Raw genomic sequence first — 17,264 nt, forward strand, 5'->3', positions numbered from 1 at the left:
CTTTCGCTAGCTGTCTTGATTACCGAAAACCTATAGGCCGCCCGAGGGATCCGGAGAATCCGGCTCCGACAGGGCCTGGAGGCGGGCTCTGTCGAGTCCCTACAGAAAGATGTAGTCACAACAGCCTTGAGCGCGACATGATCGGGGCTATCGGCCCCGACCCCGGGAGGACTTCCGTGGCCCATTCCATCGACGCGGCTTTCACCGCGCTGCCCTTGCGGGCGCTCGCCGACGCGGCGCTCGCAAGGGCCCGCGCGCTGGGCGCCGACCACGCCGACTTCCGGCTGGAGCGGATCCGCAGCGCCTCGTGGCGACTGCGCGACGCCAAGCCGTCCGGCGGCTCCGACACCACCGACCTCGGCTACGCGGTCCGGGTCGTGCACGGGGGCAGCTGGGGCTTCGCCTCCGGTGTCGACCTGACCATGGACGGCGCCGCCAAGGTCGCCTCGCAGGCCGTGGCCATGGCGAAGCTGTCCGCCCAGGTGATCAAGGCCGCGGGCTCCGACGAGCGCGTCGAGCTCGCCGCCGAGCCGGTGCACGCCGACCGGACCTGGATCTCCGCGTACGACGTGAACCCGTTCGAGGTGCCGGACGCCGAGAAGGCGGCCCTGCTCGCCGACTGGAGCGCACGGCTGCTGGCCGCCGACGGGGTCGCGCACGTCGACGCCTCGCTGCTGGCCGTCCACGAGAACAAGTTCTACGCCGACTCCGCCGGCACCTCCACCACCCAGCAGCGCGTACGGATCCACCCGCAGCTCACCGCCGTCGCCGTGAACGGCGTGACGGGCGAGTTCGACTCCATGCGCACCATCGCCCCGCCCGCCGGGCGCGGCTGGGAATACCTGACCGGCACCGGCTGGGACTGGAACGCCGAGCTGGAGGAGATCCCCGGCCTGCTCGCCGAGAAGATGCGGGCCCCGAGCGTCGAGGCGGGACGCTACGACCTCGTCGTGCACCCGTCCAACCTGTGGCTCACCATCCACGAGTCCATCGGCCACGCCACCGAGCTGGACCGGGCACTGGGCTACGAGGCGGCGTACGCGGGAACCTCCTTCGCCACCTTCGACCAGCTGGGCAAGCTCAAGTACGGCTCCTCGATCATGAACGTGACCGGTGACCGCACGGCCGAGCACGGCCTGGCCACGATCGGCTACGACGACGAGGGCGTCGAGGCGCAGAGCTGGGACCTGGTCAAGGACGGGACCCTGGCCGGCTACCAGACCGACCGGCGGATCGCGAAGCTGACCGGGCTGGGGCGCTCCAACGGCTGCGCCTACGCCGACTCCCCCGGGCACGTGCCCGTCCAGCGGATGGCGAACGTCTCGCTCCGACCGGATCCGGGCGGGCTGTCCACCGAGGACCTCATCGGCGGCGTGGAGCGCGGGATCTACGTGGTCGGCGACCGCTCGTGGTCGATCGACATGCAGCGCTACAACTTCCAGTTCACCGGTCAGCGGTTCTTCCGGATCGAGAACGGCCGACTGGCCGGGCAGCTGCGCGACGTCGCGTACCAGGCCACGACCACCGAATTCTGGGGCTCGATGGAGAAGGTCGGCGGACCGCAGACCTACGTCCTGGGCGGTGCCTTCAACTGCGGCAAGGCCCAGCCCGGCCAGGTCGCGGCGGTCTCGCACGGCTGCCCGTCCGCCCTGTTCCGCGACGTGAACATCCTCAACACCACGCAGGAGGCCGGCCGATGAGGGCAGACGGTCACTCCCCCGCCCCCCGGGGGTCCGGGGGTCGCCCCCCGGGACGGCACAGTCTCAACACCACGCAGGAGGCCGGACGCTGATGTCGACCCGAACCAAGCCGCACGAGATCGTCGAGCGGGCCCTGGAGCTGTCCACGGCCGACGGCTGCGTCGTCATCGCCGACGAGGAGTCGAGCGCCAACCTGCGCTGGGCCGGCAACGCGCTCACCACGAACGGCGTGACCCGCGGCCGGACCCTGACGGTCATCGCCACCGTCGACGGCAAGGAGGGGACGGCCTCGGGGGTCGTGTCGCGCTCCGCCGTCACCGCCGCCGACCTGGAGCCGCTCGTCCGGGCCGCCGAGGCGGCCGCGCGCGGGGCGGGTCCGGCGGAGGACGCCCAGCCCCTGGTCACCGGCACGCCCGCCTCACCGGACTTCACCGACGGCCCGGCGGAGACCTCCTCGGCGGTGTTCGCGGACTTCGCGCCGGCCCTCGGCGAAGCCTTCGCCCGGGCCCGCGCGGGCGGCCGGGAACTGTACGGCTTCGCCAACCACGAGCTGGTCTCCACGTACGTCGGCACCTCCACGGGCCTGCGGCTGCGCCACGACCAGCCGAACGGGACCCTGGAGGTCAACGCCAAGTCCCCGGACCGGCTGCGTTCGGCCTGGGCGGGCCGCTCGACCCGGGACTTCAAGGACGTCGACCCCACGGCCCTCGACGCGGAGCTCGCGGTGCGCCTGGGCTGGGCGGAGCGGAGGATCGAGCTGCCCGCCGGGCGGTACGAGACCCTGCTGCCGCCGACGGCCGTGGCCGACCTGTTGATCTACCAGATGTGGTCGGCTGCCGCCCGGGACGCGGTGGAGGGCCGCACGGTCTTCTCCAAGCCCGGCGGCGGCACCCGCGTCGGCGAGCGGCTCTCCCCGCTGCCGCTGACCCTGCGCAGCGACCCGAACGCGCCGGGCCTGGAGTCCGCGCCGTTCGTGATCGCGCACAGCTCCGGCGACGACGCGTCCGTCTTCGACAACGGCCTGCCGGTCCCGCCGACGGAGTGGATCGGTGACGGCGAGCTGAGGCGGCTGACGACGACCCGGCACAGCGCCGCCCTGACCGGCCTGGACCTCTCCCCCGGCTTCGGGAACCTGATCCTCGACGGGGGCGGGGAGAAGTCCCTGGAGGAGATGGTGGCCGGCACCGCGCGCGGGCTGCTGCTGACCTGCCTCTGGTACATCCGCGAGGTCGACCCGGCCACGCTGCTGCTCACGGGCCTCACCCGGGACGGCGTCTACCTGGTGGAGGACGGGCAGGTCGTGGGCGAGGTGAACAACTTCCGGTTCAACGAGTCCCCCGTCGACCTGCTGTCGCGGGCCACGGAGGCCGGCCGGACCGAGAAGACCCTCCCGCGCGAGTGGGGCGACTGGTTCACCAGGGCCGCGATGCCGGCGCTGCGCATCCCGGACTTCAACATGAGCTCGGTCAGCAAGGGCGTCTGACACACCTAGACTGACCATGGCAATTTCAGACATCGAAGGAGTCGAGAGACCGTGACGGACATCGTCGACGAACTGAAGTGGCGTGGGCTCTTCGCCCAGTCCACCGACGAAGAAGCGCTGCGCAAGGCGTTCGCGGACGGTCCGGTCACGTTCTATTGCGGCTACGACCCGACGGCGGCCTCGCTGCACGTGGGTCACCTGGTGCAGGTCCTGACCATGCGCCGGCTCCAGCTGGCGGGCAACCGCCCGCTGGCGCTGGTCGGCGGGGCCACCGGTCAGATCGGCGACCCGCGCCCGACGGCCGAGCGCACGCTGAACGACCCCGCGGTCATCGCCGAGTGGGTGAACCGGCTGCGTTCGCAGATCGAGCCGTTCCTGTCCTTCGAGGGCGAGAACGCGGCGGTCCTGGTGAACAACCTGGACTGGACGGCGGGCATGTCCGCCATCGAGTTCCTGCGGGACATCGGCAAGCACTTCCGCGTCAACAAGATGCTGACGAAGGACTCGGTCGCCAAGCGGCTGGAGTCGGACCAGGGCATCAGCTACACCGAGTTCAGCTACCAGCTGCTCCAGGGCATGGACTTCCTGGAGCTGTACCGGCGCCACGGCTGCGTGCTCCAGCAGGGCGGCTCCGACCAGTGGGGCAACCTGACGGCCGGCCTCGACCTGATCCACCGGGTCGAGTCGGGCGCGCAGGTGCACGCCATGGCGACGCCGCTGATGGTCAAGGCGGACGGCACCAAGTTCGGCAAGACCGAGGGCGGGGCCGTCTGGCTGGACCCGGGGATGACCACCCCGTACGCGTTCTACCAGTTCTGGCTGAACGTGGACGACCGGGACATCTCCACCTACATGCGGATCCTGTCGTTCCAGTCCCGTGAGGAACTGGAGGCGCTGGAGGCGCAGACCGCCGAGCGGCCGCAGGCGCGCGCCGCTCAGCGGGCGCTGGCCGAGGAGCTGACCACGCTGGTGCACGGCGCGGACCAGTGCGCCGCCGTGATCGCGGCGTCGAAGGCCCTGTTCGGGCAGGGCGAGCTGGCGGAGCTGGACGAGGCCACGCTGGCCGCGGCCCTGTCGGAGCTGCCGCACGCGAAGGTCGCCGAGCTCGGCCCGGTCGTCGACCTGTTCGTGGAGACCGGCCTGGTCGCCAGCAAGTCGGCGGGACGCCGGACCGTGAAGGAGGGCGGTGCCTACGTGAACAACGTGAAGGTCACCGCCGAGGACGCGGTCCCCGCTCCGGAGGACCTGCTGCACGGCCGTTGGCTGGTGCTGCGGCGCGGCAAGAAGAACCTGGCCGCCGTCGAGGTCACCGGCTGACGCGGCCCGCACGCGACGGAGGGGCCGGTACGGACAGCGCGTCCGTACCGGCCCCTCCGTCGTCCCGCCCCGGATGCGCGGGGCGGCTCAGGCGGTGCGTTTGTTGCCCTTCAGCGCCATGTACGCCATGTCGCCGAGTCCGACGATCAGGACCGCTCCGACCAGTTGCAGCAGGTGCCTGATCCAGTCGATGCCCTTGGTGTCGGCGACACCGATCCAGGTGGCGACGGCGTTGCCGAGGACGCTGCCGATGATGCCGAAGATCACGGTCAGCCAGAGGGGCTGGTGCTGCTTGCCGGGCAGGATCGCCCGGGCAATCAGGCCCAGCACCAAACCGACGATGATCGCCCACAACCAATGCATGTCGCCTCCTCCGGCGCGGTGTGCGCATGTCGAACCAGTCTCGATCCGCGTAGCGAACGGCGCATTTCGGACAGAGCCGTTCGGGGGACACCCCCTCACCACTCCGACGCGCGGGCCGCGTACGGTGGAAGGGTTCCGGACCGGGGTGCGTCCGGCAGGCGGATCGGGTGGTGCGACGTGCGGATGACGAAGCGGAACGAGGCCGAGGTCTTCCGGATCACCGGGGCCCGGATGAGCCTCGCCGAGGACGTGCGGGGACGACAGCGCCGGTACGTCATCTCGATGACGATCAGGACGCTTTCGGTCATCGCGACGGTGGTCCTGTGGAACGTGGAGCGCCATGTGGCGATCGTGACGTTGGTCGCGGGAGCCCTGTTGCCGTACGTCGCGGTGGTCATCGCCAACGCGGGACGCGAGTCGACGCCCTCCCTGCCCTCGCACTTCGTGCCGACGCCTGTGCGCCCCGCACTGGAGGCCGAAAACCTCAATAGAAGCTCAGATCAATCCTGAAGTTCCGGTGCACCCGACCGGGTCCTGCGTGACATACTGCCTACGCGCTCCGCATCCCCCGTCGGAGCGACGGACCGACGCCGGGCAGCTCCCCCCGTGGCTGCCCGGCGTCGCCCATCCGAAGCTGTCCCGAGTGCGTGTTTGTAGGGTTGAGGCCGTGAACTCCCCTGATCTGAACGCACCCGACCCCGAGCCCGCCCCCACCTGCTCCGCCAAGGGCTGTCGCGACGCGGCCGTCTGGGTCCTCGCGTGGAACAACCCGACACTGCACACCCCGCAGCGGCGCAAGACCTGGCTGGCGTGCGAGGAACACCGCGAGCACCTCTCCCAGTTCCTCGGCGTCCGGGGCTTCCTCAAGGACGTCGTGAGGCTCGACGAGTGGGTGCAGCCGGAGGGCTCGGAACGCGCCTGAGCCCCGGCGGGCCGGGGCCGGGGCAGGGCCCGTCGCGGTGGGCGCGGCGGGCCGGACGCGGGTCCGGGCCCGGTCAGCCGCCGATCGCGGACATGGGGCGGTCGGGCTGGAGGAACGACGGGTCGTCGAGGCCGGAGCCGGCCTTCTTGCCCCACATCGCCACCTTCCACAGGCGGGCGATCTCCTCGTCCGGGGCGCCGGAGCGGAGGGCCGCCCGCAGGTCGGACTCCTCGGTGGCGAACAGGCACGTACGGACCTGGCCGTCGGCGGTGAGCCGGGTGCGGTCGCAGGCTCCGCAGAACGGGCGGGTGACGGAGGCGATGACGCCGACCGTGGCCGGGCCGCCGTCGACCACCCAGCGCTCGGCCGGGGCGGAGCCGCGCTCGTCGGCGCCCTCCTCGGTGAGGGTGAAGCGGGTGCGCAGGGACTGGAGGATGTCCCCGGCGGTGATCATCCCGTCGCGCTTCCAGCCGTGCTGGGCGTCGAGGGGCATCTGCTCGATGAAGCGCAGCTCGTACTCGTTCTCCACGGCCCAGGCGAGCAGGTCGGGTGCCTCGTCGGCGTTGAGTCCGGGCATCAGGACGGCGTTGACCTTGACGGGGGTCAGACCGGCGTCCCGGGCGGCCGCCATGCCGTCGATGACGTCCTTGTGGCGGTCGCGACGGGTCAGGGTCTTGAAGACGTCGGGGCGCAGGGTGTCGAGCGAGACGTTCACCCGGTCCAGGCCGGCCGCCTTGAGGGCCTGCGCGGTGCGCTTGAGGCCGATGCCGTTGGTGGTGAGCGACATCCTGGGGCGGGGTTCCAGGGCGGCGCACTGCTCGACGATCCCGACCAGGCCGGGCCGGAGCAGCGGTTCGCCGCCGGTGAAGCGGACCTCGGTGATGCCGAGCAGCGTGACGGCGATGCGAATCAGCCGGACGATCTCCTCGTCGCTCAGCAGGTCCGACTTGCCGAGCCACTGCAGGCCCTCCTCGGGCATGCAGTAGGTACAGCGCAGGTTGCACCGGTCGGTGAGTGAGACGCGCAGGTCAGTGGCCACGCGGCCGTACGTGTCGAGAAGCACTGTGGGCCCCCTCTCCTGTCCGGTTCTGCGGAGGTCGACGCCGTCGCGGGTACGCGGTGGCGCTGTGTTCGAGCCTACGCGACGGGCCTGGCCCGTAGGGGTGCCCGATTGAACGAGACGCGACGTGGCCGAGTCGTACGGAAGTACGACTCGGCCACGCTGTGTGTTCGGTGGATCTCAGTGAGCCCCTGTTCCGGTGAGGGAGCGCACCTCCAGCTCGGCGAACTTGCGGGGATCGGCCTCTTCCTTGGTGAGGACGGTTCCCAGCCATCCGAGGAGGAAGCCGAGCGGGATGGAGATGATGCCGGGGTTCTCCAGCGGGAACCAGTAGAAGTCGGCGTCCTTGAACATCGAGGTGGGCTTGCCGGAGACCACGGGTGAGAAGAGGACGAGGCCGACCGCCGAGATCAGGCCGCCGTAGATCGACCAGAGGGCGCCCTGGGTGGTGAAGCGCTTCCAGAAGAGGCTGTAGAGGATCGTCGGCAGGTTGGCGGAGGCGGCGACCGCGAAGGCGAGGGCGACGAGACCGGCCACGTTCATGTCACGGGCCAGGGCCCCGAGGCCGATCGCGACGGCGCCGATGACCACGGTCGACCAGCGGGCCGCGCGGACCTCCTCCTTCTCGGTCGCCTTGCCCTTGCGGATGACGTTCACGTACAGGTCGTGCGCGAAGGACGACGAGGACGCGAGGGTGAGGCCCGCGACGACCGCGAGGATGGTCGCGAAGGCGACCGCGGAGATCACCGCGAGGAGGATCGCGCCCCCGGTGGATCCCGCGCCGCCGCCGATCTCCTGGGCGAGCAGGGGGGCCGCGGTGTTGCCCGCCTTGTTCGAGGCCAGGATGTCGGCCCGGTTGAGCAGGGCCGCGGCGCCGAAGCCGAGGGCGATGGTCATCAGGTAGAACGCGCCGATGATGCCGATGGCCCAGTTCACGGACTTGCGGGCGGCCTTGGCGGTGGGGACCGTGTAGAAGCGGATCAGGATGTGCGGCAGGCCCGCGGTGCCGAGGACCAGGGCGAGGCCCAGCGAGATGAAGTCCAGCTTGGTGATCGAGTCCTTGCCGTACTTGAGTCCGGGCTCCAGGAACTTGGTGCCCTGGCCGCTGTTCTCGGCGGCCTGGCCCAGCAGGCTGGAGATGTTGAAGTTGAACTCCAGCAGCACCAGGAAGGTGATCAGCAGGGCGCCCGCGATCAGCAGCACCGCCTTGATCATCTGGACCCAGGTGGTGCCCTTCATCCCGCCGATGGTCACGTAGAGGATCATCAGGAGGCCGACCAGCGCGACCACGGCCACCTTGCCGCCGTCGCTGGTGATGCCGAGGAGCAGCGAGACCAGTACGCCGGCGCCGGCCATCTGGGCGAGCAGGTAGAAGATCGAGACCACGATGGTGGAGGTGCCGGCCGCGGTCCGCACGGGCCGCTGGCGCATCCGGTACGCGAGGACGTCGCCCATCGTGTAGCGGCCGGAGTTGCGCAGCGGCTCGGCGACGAGCAGCAGGGCCACCAGCCAGGCCACGAGGAAGCCGATGGAGTAGAGGAAGCCGTCGTAGCCGAAGAGGGCGATGGCTCCGGCGATGCCGAGGAAGGACGCGGCGGACATGTAGTCGCCGGAGATGGCCAGGCCGTTCTGGAAGCCGGTGAACTGGCGGCCGCCCGCGTAGAAGTCGGCTGCGTCCTTGGTCTGGCGGCCGGCCCAGATCGTGATGATGAGCGTGGCGACGACGAACAGGCCGAACAGGGTGATGATCAGCGGGCGGTGCTCGGTCGCGCCGGCCGCGAGGGTCAGCTGTGGGATCGCGCTCATTCTCCGGCCTCCATCCGGGCCTTGATGGCCTGGGCCTTGGGGTCGAGCTTGGCGGCGGCGTGCCGCGAGTACAGCCAGGCGATCAGGAACGTCGTGGCGAACTGGGCGAGGCCGAGGACGAGGGCGACGTTGATGTTCCCGAAGAGCTTGGTCCCCATGAAGCCGCCCGCGTAGCTGGACAGCAGGACGTAGAGCAGGTACCAGGCGATGAAGGCAACGGTGAGCGGGAACGCGAAGGAGCGGTACGAGCTGCGCAGCTCGGCGAACTCGGGGCTCTGCTGGACGCGGGTGAAGTCCTCGGCCGTGGGACTCGCCGGGGTCGGTCCCGTGCCGCCGTGGGGCGGCGCTGCTTCGGTGGTCACGGGGGGCTCTCCTTGTGACGCGGGTGCGGTGGGGACGACGGACAAAACAACCTCCGTGTGGGGGGACGGTGGTGCCGATCCCCCCTGTCAACGGCACGGCCGGCGCGTCGGGACGGTTCAACACCTTTGATTTCTTTGGAAACTGATTCCTCGAACTGATGGCGGAGAGGGGAACACCGGCACTAGGTTCGCGTGTCATGAACCCGTCCTGCGCAAACCGCGTGCGGACGGCTTTTTCACGGATGATGTGGAGAACCCATGGCGCATCTGGGGTCGCGTACCGCCCGGAAGAGCAATCGTCTTGCCGTACCGGTCGGACTGGCGCTCACCGCCTCACTCGCCTTCCTGCCCTCGGTCGCGGCCTCCGCCGCCCCGCTCGGCAACACGGCGGCCACGGCCACGACGGCGAAGCCCGCCGCCGACGGCCCGAAGCTCTCCTACGTGGCGAACCTGACCGCGTACGGGACGGCCAAGCAGGCGAAGAAGGCCATCGAGCGGGCCGGCGGAACGGTGGTGACGGCCTATGAGCAGATCGGCGTCGTCGTCGCACACTCCCAGAACCCCGACTTCGCCAAGCAGCTGCGGTCCCAGCGCAGCCTCTTCGTGTCGGTGGGTGCCACTCGGACGGCCCCCCTCTCCGCGGTGCAGACCACCGAGGAGGGCGCGACGCAGAAGCTGAGCGCGGCCGACGCCGCCAAGGCGGCGGCGCAGGCGGCGCCGGGACAGGAGCCGCTGGAGCCCAACCAGTGGGACCTGCGGACGATCAAGGCCGACCAGGCTCACAAGATCAACGATGGCAGCCCGAACGTCACCGTGGGCGTCATCGACACGGGTGTGGACGACACCCACCCCGATCTCGCCCCGAACTTCTCCAAGAGCCAGTCCGCCAACTGTGTCGGGGGCGTCGCGGACACCTCCGAGGGCGCCTGGCGTCCGTACCCGGACGGCAGCGACCACGGCACGCACGTGGCCGGCACCATCGCGGCCCCGCGCAACGGCGTGGGCGTCAGCGGTGTCGCCCCGGGCGTGAAGGTCGCCGGCATCAAGGTGAGCGAGCCCGCGACCAGCCTCTTCTACACCGAGGCGGTCGTCTGCGGCTTCATGTTCGCCGCCGAGAAGGGGATAGAGGTGACCAACAACAGCTACTACGTCGACCCGTGGAACTACACCTGCAAGAACGACGACGACCAGAAGGCGCTGGTGGAGGCCCTCGCCCGGGCGACGAAGTACGCGGAGCGCAAGGGCGTGCTCAGCGTGGCCTCGGCCGGCAACTCCGACCACGACCTGGCCGGCGACTCGATCGTCGACGACACCAGCCCGAACGACACCACCCCGGTGCCGCGGACCATCGACCCGAAGGTCTGCCTGGACCTGCCCACCCAGCTGCCGGGCGTGGTCACCGTCTCGGCCACGGGTGACCAGGGGCTGCGCTCCTACTACTCCAGCTACGGCCTCGGCGTCGTCGACGTCGCCGCTCCCGGTGGCGACAAGTGGCAGGTGCCGGCCACCCCGGACGCCAACGGCCGCGTCCTGTCGACCGTCCCGGGCGGCGGCTACGGCTACAAGCAGGGCACCTCGATGGCCGCCCCGCACGTCGCGGGCGTCGCGGCGCTGCTCAAGAGCGCCCACCCGTGGGCCTCGCCCTCGCAGCTCCAGGCGATGCTGAAGGGGCAGGCGACGAAGGTCGCGTGCCCGACGAAGATCTACGACGGCACCGGCAACCTGATCGACGCCACCACCTGCAAGGCCAAGTGGGGCCAGACCGGCTACTACGGCGCCGGCGTGGTCGACGCGCTCAAGGCCGTCAAGTAGGAACGCTCGACGCCGTCGGACAGACGGCGCGGCGGGCCGGCCCCGGGGTGTCCCGGGGTCGGCCCGCCGTCCTGTCGGGGCCCGGGCGTCAGGGCGTGATAAGGACCTTCAGGGCGCTGCGGTCGTCCATCGCGCGGTAGCCGTCCGGGACCTCGTCCAGGGATACCGCCCGGTCGAAGACGGGGGCCGGGTCGATCGCGCCGCTCAGCACGTCCACCAGCAGCTCCGGGATGTACGCGCGCACCGGCGCGACGCCGCCGCGCAGGGTGATGTTGCGGTCGAACATCACGCCGAGGTCCAGGCCGGTGCCACTGCCGTGCGGGACGCCGACGTAGCCGATGGCCCCGCCGTCGCGGGTGATGTTGACGGCCGTGCGCATGGACTGTTCGGTGCCGACCGCCTCGATGACGGAGTGCGCGCCCTGGCCGCCGGTCAGCTCGCGGACGGCCGCCACGGCCTCGTCCCCGCGCGCGGCGACCACGTCGGTGGCGCCGAAGAGCTTGGCGATGTCCGTACGGACGGTGTGCCGACCCAGGGCGATGATCCGCTCGGCGCCGAGCCGCTTGGCGGCCAGGACGCCGCACAGGCCGACCGCGCCGTCGCCGACGACGGCGACCGTGGAGCCCGCGCGGACGCCCGCGCCCAGGGCGGCGTGGTGGCCGGTGCCCATGACGTCGGAGAGCGCGAGCAGGCCCGTCAGCAGGTGGTCGTCGGAGACGGCCTCGGCGGGCAGCTTCACCAGGGTGCCGTCGGCGTGCGGGACCCGGACGGCCTCGCCCTGGCCGCCGTCGTGACCGACCGCGCCCCAGAAGCCGCCGTGCACGCACGAGGTGTACAGGCCCTCGGAGCAGTAGTCGCAGGTGCCGTCCGACCACATGAAGGGGGCCACGACGAGGTCCCCGGCGCGCAGGCCCGAGACGGCGGAGCCGGTCTCCTCGACGACGCCGAGGAACTCGTGCCCGATGCGCTGACCGGGCTGCCGCGCGGCCTCGCCGCGGTAGGCCCACAGGTCGCTGCCGCAGATGCAGGCGCGCAGGACGCGGACGACGGCGTCCTCGGGACGCCGGATCGCGGCGTCGGGCACCTCCTCCACGCGGATGTCGTGCGGGGCGTGGATGACGGTGGCGCGCATGGTGGTGCAGTCCTCCGGGGTGCGGTCCTGTATGACCGTCCTACCGTACGCCCGTCCCGGAATCGGGGCGGCCCGGGGACCGGCCGAGGGTCCCGGTGGCCAGCAGGTACTGGGCCGCCAGGTAGGTCGCCATGATCCAGAAGTCGGGTCGCGGCAGCTGGGGCCACTCCGCGACGCCGGTGGCGATGAGGGTGTCGGAGAGCAGGAACAGCGCTCCGCCCGCCCCCGCGACCCGGCCGAGGGCGCTCGCCCGGTAGGCCATGGCGGTGAGCAGCAGGCTGTAGCCGGCGACCGGGATCCGCAGGTCGGCCGGGAGGTCGCCCCACAGCAGGGCGACGGTCCCGATCAGGGCCGCGGCGTACGCGGCGCCGAGGAGGGGCCCGGTGCGACCCCGTCCGAACAGGACGAGGTAGCAGACGTGCCCGGCGGCGAAGGAGCCCATGCCGAGCAGGAAGGCGATCTCGGCGTCGAAGAGCAGCGCGAGGTCCCCGCCCCAGCCGAACAGCAGGGCGGCGACCAGCAGCCGGGGGGCGCGGCGGGTGATCACGTGGGCCACGAGCAGCGGCATCAGCAGCGGCTTGAACAGGACGTGACCGAGGTGCCAGTCGGCGAGGAGGGACACCAGGTCGGCGGCGGCCGCGACGGCGAAGGCGGCGAGCAGGATCCGTCCGGCGCGACCGGCTCCGGTCGCGGTTCCGGTCCGGGTGGCCCAGGAGGGCGTACGGGCCTCGGTGGCGCTCACGCGGCGCGCTCCGGCTCCGGAGCCGCGGTGGCCCGCGGGGCGGTGGGTGTCGCGGGAGCCCCGGGCGCGGCGGGCGCCTGGGTCGCGGCGGGCCCGTCGGCGGCCGGTTCGGGGCGGGCGGGCTGCCAGCCGGGGCCCGCGAAGACGCGTCCGGCGCGTTCGCGCCAGGTGTCGGCGGCCCGGACGTCGCGGGCGATGGCGGCGTACTCGTGGGTGGCCACCCGCAGCGGGTTGTGGGTGCCGATGTTCTTGGTGAGGCCGTAGACGGGGCGCTCCGTCTCCCCCACCCAGGATCCGAACATCCGGTCCCAGACGATCAGGATCCCGCCGAAGTTGCGGTCCAGGTAGCCGCCCTGGGAGGCGTGGTGGACGCGGTGGTGGGACGGGGTGTTGAAGACGTACTCGTAGGCGCGGGGCAGCTTCCCGATGCGTTCGGTGTGCACCCAGAACTGGTAGAGGAGGTTGAGTCCGTAGCAGAACGGGATCGCCGCCGGGTGCACGCCGAGGGCGACCATCGGGAGGTAGAACCACCAGGTGGTGGCGCTGGTCCAGGGCTGGCGCAGGGCGGTGGTGAGGTTGAACCGGCGGCTGCTGTGGTGGACGACGTGGCAGGCCCACAGGATGCGGATGACGTGGTGGAGCCGGTGCTGCCAGTAGTAGAGGAAGTCCTGGACGAACAGCATCAGCAGCGCCGTCCACCACAGGAACGGCACCCGCAGCGGGGTGAGTTCGTAGACCGCCGTGAAGACCGCGACGACCGGGATCTTCCACAGCAGGTCGAAGCCGATGCTGCCGAGCCCCATCGTGACGCTCGTGACGGCGTCCTTGGTGTCGTACCCGGTCGCGTCCTCGTCGGGATGCAGGCGATAGCTCACCACCTCGATGACGGTGAGCAGCACGAAGGCAGGTATGGACCACAGCACGACATCGGGCAGGTTCGGCATGCCCGCACCATAGAGGCGCCTCCGGGGGCGACGCTAGGGGTTGTTACCGATCGGTATCCGACGGTGTTACCGGAGGTACCCGAAGCACCCTCCGGCGCCCCCGACCGGTCCCCGCCGGGGCGGCTCATCCGCTCGGGCGGAGCCGCCCCGGCGGGACCGGGTCACCAGACGCGGACCGAGGCGCCGCGGGCGAAGGCCGGGCTGGTGGCGCTGGCGGGGATCTCGCCGAGGGGCTCGGCGATCTCCTGGACGAGGGGGCCGTGCTTGGCCGCCAGGGCGTCCAGGAGGGGGAGGTCGAAGCCGTAGACGCGGGCCGCGTTGCCTCCCACCATGGCGGCGACCTCCTCGCGGGGCAGGCCCGCGTAGGCGATGCGCAGGCCCTCGCGGGAGAAGGGCGTGGTGCCCTCGTCGTGGGGGAAGTCGCTGCCCCACATGATCTTGTCGAGGCCGATCCGTTCCCGCAGCGGGACCTCGTGGGGGCGCATGAAGCTCGCCCCGACGAAGCAGTTGTCGCGCCAGACCTCGCTCGGCCCCCTGCCCATCGAATCGGCCAGTCCCGCGCCGAACTTGGCCTCGGCGGTGGACGAGGCCGCGACCAGGCGGCCGTGGTAGTAGTCCAACATCTCCAGCACGCCCGGGATCCAGCCGGAGCCCTGCTCGGTCAGGACCAGCTTCAGCCCCGGGTGGCGCCGGAAGGCACCGCCGAAGATCAGGTGCCACAGGGCGCGGTGCGAGAACCAGGTCGTCTCGACCATGAACACGGCGCGGGCCGCCGGTTCGTCGCCCAGCGGCGGCGAGGCCGATCCGCCGTGGTGGTTGACCGGAACGTCCAGTTCGGCGCAGACGGCCCAGAGCGGGTCGTACGCCGAGGAGTACAGCTCGGGGACGGGCGAACCGGGCGGGACGCCCGGCAGGAGGATCCCGCCGGTCAGGCCGGCCGTCCTGGTGCGGCGGATCTCCGCGACCGCCGCGTCCACGTCGTTGAGGAGGATCTGGACGACCCCGGCCCGCCGGCCCGGCGCGTCGGCGCAGAAGTCCGCCAGCCAGCGGTTGTGGGCCTGGAGACCGGCCCAGCGCAGCTCGTACTCGTCGCGGGTGGGTGGTTGGGCCATCAGCGAGGCCTTGGGGAAGAACGGCGGGATCGTGTTGGGGAACAGGACCTCGGCGACGATCCCGTCCGCTTCGAGTTCCGCCAGGCGCCGGGCCGAGTTCCAGTTCAGGTCGGCGGTGTCGGCGAGGAGGTCCTCGTACGGGTTGACGTACGTGGCGGCCCAGGCGTCGAAGGCCTCGTGGTGGCGCTTGGCCAGGTACGGCCGGTAGTCCAACAGGTCGGCGCCCGCGTGGCAGTCGGCCGATATGACGGTGTACCGGTCCTCGGCGGGGTTCACCGGTCCACCCCCAGTACGGGGAAGTCGCCGCCGGTCAGCCAGTGCCGTCCCGTCTCGCGGGAGCGGGCCCAGGAGGCCTCGACCGACGCCTGGTCCGGGGACTGGCCGAGCTCGGCCGGGGTGGGGCCGATGCGGCGGGCGATCGGGGCGAGCGCCTCGGTGTCGAAGCCGAACACCTCGGCCGCCGCCAGCCCGAGCATGCGGCGGGTCTCGTCGACCGGGATGTCGTGGAAGGTGTTCCGCAGCCAGTTGCGGGTGTCGGGCCAGGTCCCCTCGGGGTGCGGGAAGTCGGAGCCCCAGAGGATGTTGTCCACGCCGATCTCGTACCGCTGGGCCAGTTCGCGGCGCTTGGTGTTGGTCGCGCAGACGAACACCTGACGGTCCAGGTACTCGCTCGGCGGGCGTTTCAGCTCCTCGAAGGGGGACAACTTCTTCCCGCCGTGCGCACCGAGGTAGAGGCGGTCCATGAACCAGAGCTGGTTGGGCAGCCACCAGCAGCCCGACTCGGCGACGCCGAACCTCAGCCCGGGATGCCGTTCGAAGACCCCGGACCAGAGCAGGAACCACAGGGGGCGAGCGGGCCACCAGGTGACCTCGGAGACGAAGATCCCCAGGTGGTCGCCGTACTCGTGGCGGGGCGAGGAGCCGGAGTGGGTGACGATCGGCATCCGCGTCTCGGCCGCGGCCGCCCAGACCGGGTCGTAGCGGCGGTCGTGGTACGGCGCCTTGTCCACCCACATGGCGGGGATCATCAGCGCGCCCAGTCCGGACTCCTTGGCCCGGTGGATCTCGGCGACGACCCGCCGCGGCTCGGCCGTGATGGGGAGCAGGGCGACGCCGCAGTGGCGTGCCGCGTTCCCGGCAGGCCCGTCGGAGACGAACTCGGCCAGCCAGCGGTTGTGCGCCTGCGCGCCGGCCATGCCCAACTCGGGGTCCTGGTCGCCGGACAGGCCCAGGCCCACCCCGAAGGGGGCGGCGGTCTGGCTGTCGACGGCGTCCGCGTCGGGGAAGACGACCTCGCCGGCCACGCCGTCGCCGTCGAGTTCCTTCAGTCGCTGTCCGATGTCCCAGCCGCCGCGCAGGCCCTCCTCGTGGTCGTGGAACCACTTCTCGGCGAACGCCTCGTTGCGGACGCCGAGCCGGGTGGCCTCCTCGCGGCGGGCGTCGCGCTGACCGAGGAACTCGTCGAACGCGCGGTGGAAGCGGGAGTCGAGGTACGGGCGGTACCGCTCGGTGGGCAGGCCCGCGTGGCAGTCGGAGGAGATGATCAGGTACGGGTCCTCGAACCCGTCCCCGGACCGCGCTGCGGCCGGGTCGTTCGCATGCGTGTCAGGCACGGCGGGCCCCTCAGTCGAGGATGAAGCTTTCCAGGTAGGCGGGGTTGGCGCGGTCGAGCATCGACTGCGACCTGGCGCGGATCTGGCGGTCGCTGTGCTCGCCGGCCGGGAGCATCCAGAAACGGTCGGCGCGGATGCCGTCGACGACGTGCTCGGCGACCTCCTCGACCGGGGTGAAGCGCACCTCGTGCCCGGCCTCCTTCATCGCCGCCTCGTACTGGTCGAGGGTGCGGTACGGGGACTTGCGCGGCCGCTCCTTCGCGTAGCGGTCGGGCCGGTTGCGGTGCGACTCCCACAGGCCGGTGCGCAGCATGTGCGGTCCGGGGAAGAGGACGGAGGCGCCGACGGAGGCGCCCTCCGCCTTCAGGTGGGCGTACAGCGACTCGGTCATGGTGACGACGGCCGCCTTGGTGACGGCGTAGACGGAGGCGGTGGGGAGCGGGGCGATGCCGCCGTCGCCGGAGGACGTGTTGACGACGTGCCCGGGGACGCCGCTCGCGATCATGCGGGGGACGAAGGCCTGGATGCCGTGGAAGACGCCCCAGACGTTGACGGAGAAGGCCCACTTCCAGTCGTTGGGCTCGTGCTCCCACATCCGGCCCTCCGCACCGGAGCCGACGCCCGCGTTGTTGCACAGGACGTGGACGGAGCCGAAGGCCTCGTAGGCGGCGTCGGAGAGGGCGATCACGGAGTCGCGGTCGCTGACGTCGACGAGCCGGGCGAGCACCTCGGCGCCGTCGGCGGTGAGTTCCTCGGCGGCCTTGCGCAGGGCTCCCTCCTCGACGTCGGCGAGCACCACCTTCAGCCCCTCGGCGGCGAAGCGGCGGGCCATGGCGAGGCCGATGCCGCCGGCCGCCCCGGTGACGACGGCCACCTGTCCGGGTTCGAGCCGCATG

At 71.4% G+C, this 17,264-nt stretch carries 16 protein-coding genes; 6 read left to right on the plus strand and 10 right to left on the minus strand.

The annotated features are described in order from the left end of the window. Positions 1 to 137 precede the first annotated feature (137 nt). The 3 genes from ACFVS6_RS11920 (at position 138) to tyrS (ending at position 4,500) form a co-directional block, all read left to right on the plus strand. Entirely contained in the window at positions 138 to 1,700 is a 1,563-nt protein-coding gene (locus tag ACFVS6_RS11920; RefSeq protein WP_389702987.1) for a TldD/PmbA family protein, read from the plus strand. 91 nt (positions 1,701 to 1,791) lie between these two features. Continuing rightward, a complete protein-coding gene (locus ACFVS6_RS11925) occupies positions 1,792 to 3,183 on the plus strand; it encodes a metallopeptidase TldD-related protein (RefSeq protein ID WP_389702989.1) in 1,392 nt (463 codons plus the stop codon). A 51-nt stretch (positions 3,184 to 3,234) separates the two neighbouring features. Beyond that, positions 3,235 to 4,500: a tyrosine--tRNA ligase gene (tyrS, locus tag ACFVS6_RS11930; protein ID WP_389702990.1), complete on the plus strand. Its 1,266-nt coding sequence runs from the start codon at positions 3,235 to 3,237 to the stop codon at positions 4,498 to 4,500. An 87-nt stretch (positions 4,501 to 4,587) separates the two neighbouring features. Here the strand turns inward: tyrS and ACFVS6_RS11935 are convergent, their stop codons facing one another. Beyond that, the gene (locus ACFVS6_RS11935; protein ID WP_389702992.1) at positions 4,588 to 4,863 is read right to left on the minus strand and encodes a GlsB/YeaQ/YmgE family stress response membrane protein; all 276 of its coding nucleotides are present in this window, start codon (positions 4,861 to 4,863) and stop codon (positions 4,588 to 4,590) included. Positions 4,864 to 5,046: 183 nt separating this feature from the next. On the opposite strand from ACFVS6_RS11935, the gene ACFVS6_RS11940 reads away from it, so the two are divergent. Together ACFVS6_RS11940 and ACFVS6_RS11945 are read left to right on the plus strand one after the other, a co-directional pair. Continuing rightward, on the plus strand, positions 5,047 to 5,373 hold the full coding sequence (locus ACFVS6_RS11940; RefSeq protein WP_389702993.1) for a DUF3099 domain-containing protein: 327 nt from the start codon (positions 5,047 to 5,049) through the stop codon (positions 5,371 to 5,373). 157 nt (positions 5,374 to 5,530) lie between these two features. After that, positions 5,531 to 5,785 (plus strand): hypothetical protein, encoded by a 255-nt coding sequence (locus ACFVS6_RS11945; RefSeq protein ID WP_389702995.1) that lies wholly within the window; start codon positions 5,531 to 5,533, stop codon positions 5,783 to 5,785. A 73-nt stretch (positions 5,786 to 5,858) separates the two neighbouring features. Here the strand turns inward: ACFVS6_RS11945 and moaA are convergent, their stop codons facing one another. From moaA to ACFVS6_RS11960, 3 genes are all read right to left on the minus strand, one after another. Continuing rightward, positions 5,859 to 6,848, minus strand: coding sequence for a GTP 3',8-cyclase MoaA (gene moaA / locus ACFVS6_RS11950; protein WP_389702997.1), 990 nt, complete (start codon positions 6,846 to 6,848; stop codon positions 5,859 to 5,861). A gap of 177 nt (positions 6,849 to 7,025) precedes the next feature. After that, a complete protein-coding gene (locus tag ACFVS6_RS11955) occupies positions 7,026 to 8,651 on the minus strand; it encodes a cation acetate symporter (protein ID WP_389702999.1) in 1,626 nt (541 codons plus the stop codon). Next, a complete protein-coding gene (locus ACFVS6_RS11960; RefSeq protein WP_389703001.1) occupies positions 8,648 to 9,013 on the minus strand; it encodes a DUF485 domain-containing protein in 366 nt (121 codons plus the stop codon). The genes ACFVS6_RS11955 and ACFVS6_RS11960 overlap by 4 nt, the downstream gene beginning before the upstream one ends. A gap of 258 nt (positions 9,014 to 9,271) precedes the next feature. Between ACFVS6_RS11960 and ACFVS6_RS11965 the strand changes: the two genes are divergently transcribed. Then, complete coding sequence (locus ACFVS6_RS11965) at positions 9,272 to 10,825, plus strand: S8 family serine peptidase (RefSeq protein WP_389703002.1); 1,554 nt, start codon at positions 9,272 to 9,274, stop codon at positions 10,823 to 10,825. Between the two features lie 88 nt (positions 10,826 to 10,913). On the opposite strand, the gene ACFVS6_RS11970 is transcribed toward ACFVS6_RS11965, so the two are convergent. The 6 genes from ACFVS6_RS11970 to ACFVS6_RS11995 all read right to left on the minus strand — a co-directional run bounded on the left by ACFVS6_RS11970 (position 10,914) and on the right by ACFVS6_RS11995 (position 17,263). Continuing rightward, entirely contained in the window at positions 10,914 to 11,957 is a 1,044-nt protein-coding gene (locus ACFVS6_RS11970) for a zinc-dependent alcohol dehydrogenase family protein (RefSeq protein WP_389703004.1), read from the minus strand. Between the two features lie 40 nt (positions 11,958 to 11,997). Beyond that, on the minus strand, positions 11,998 to 12,699 hold the full coding sequence (locus tag ACFVS6_RS11975; protein ID WP_389703006.1) for a lysoplasmalogenase: 702 nt from the start codon (positions 12,697 to 12,699) through the stop codon (positions 11,998 to 12,000). Next, the gene (locus ACFVS6_RS11980) at positions 12,696 to 13,643 is read right to left on the minus strand and encodes a sterol desaturase family protein (protein ID WP_389703007.1); all 948 of its coding nucleotides are present in this window, start codon (positions 13,641 to 13,643) and stop codon (positions 12,696 to 12,698) included. The genes ACFVS6_RS11975 and ACFVS6_RS11980 overlap by 4 nt, the downstream gene beginning before the upstream one ends. 161 nt (positions 13,644 to 13,804) lie before the next feature. Continuing rightward, a complete protein-coding gene (locus ACFVS6_RS11985) occupies positions 13,805 to 15,031 on the minus strand; it encodes an amidohydrolase family protein (RefSeq protein ID WP_389703008.1) in 1,227 nt (408 codons plus the stop codon). Further along, a complete protein-coding gene (locus tag ACFVS6_RS11990) occupies positions 15,028 to 16,368 on the minus strand; it encodes an amidohydrolase family protein (protein WP_389703010.1) in 1,341 nt (446 codons plus the stop codon). Before ACFVS6_RS11990 ends, ACFVS6_RS11985 begins: the two co-directional genes overlap by 4 nt. Before the next feature lie 10 nt (positions 16,369 to 16,378). Next, positions 16,379 to 17,263: an SDR family NAD(P)-dependent oxidoreductase gene (locus tag ACFVS6_RS11995; RefSeq protein WP_389703012.1), complete on the minus strand. Its 885-nt coding sequence runs from the start codon at positions 17,261 to 17,263 to the stop codon at positions 16,379 to 16,381. Position 17,264: the final 1 nt, after the last annotated feature.

The sequence above is a fragment of the Streptomyces sp. NPDC057939 genome, from assembly GCF_042887545.1.
Classification (GTDB): domain Bacteria; phylum Actinomycetota; class Actinomycetes; order Streptomycetales; family Streptomycetaceae; genus Streptomyces.

Bases quoted from the DNA above. Each gene is read 5' to 3' on its own strand.
- ACFVS6_RS11970 (WP_389703004.1), bottom strand. From the start codon at position 11,957: ATGCGCGCCACCGTCATCCACGCCCCGCACGACATCCGCGTGGAGGAG.
- ACFVS6_RS11955 (WP_389702999.1), bottom strand. From the start codon at position 8,651: ATGAGCGCGATCCCACAGCTGACCCTCGCGGCCGGCGCGACCGAGCAC.
- ACFVS6_RS11925 (WP_389702989.1), top strand. From the start codon at position 1,792: ATGTCGACCCGAACCAAGCCGCACGAGATCGTCGAGCGGGCCCTGGAG.
- ACFVS6_RS11935 (WP_389702992.1), bottom strand. From the start codon at position 4,863: ATGCATTGGTTGTGGGCGATCATCGTCGGTTTGGTGCTGGGCCTGATT.
- ACFVS6_RS11995 (WP_389703012.1), bottom strand. From the start codon at position 17,263: ATGCGGCTCGAACCCGGACAGGTGGCCGTCGTCACCGGGGCGGCCGGC.
- ACFVS6_RS11980 (WP_389703007.1), bottom strand. From the start codon at position 13,643: ATGCCGAACCTGCCCGATGTCGTGCTGTGGTCCATACCTGCCTTCGTG.
- ACFVS6_RS11920 (WP_389702987.1), top strand. From the start codon at position 138: ATGATCGGGGCTATCGGCCCCGACCCCGGGAGGACTTCCGTGGCCCAT.
- ACFVS6_RS11965 (WP_389703002.1), top strand. From the start codon at position 9,272: ATGGCGCATCTGGGGTCGCGTACCGCCCGGAAGAGCAATCGTCTTGCC.
- ACFVS6_RS11940 (WP_389702993.1), top strand. From the start codon at position 5,047: ATGACGAAGCGGAACGAGGCCGAGGTCTTCCGGATCACCGGGGCCCGG.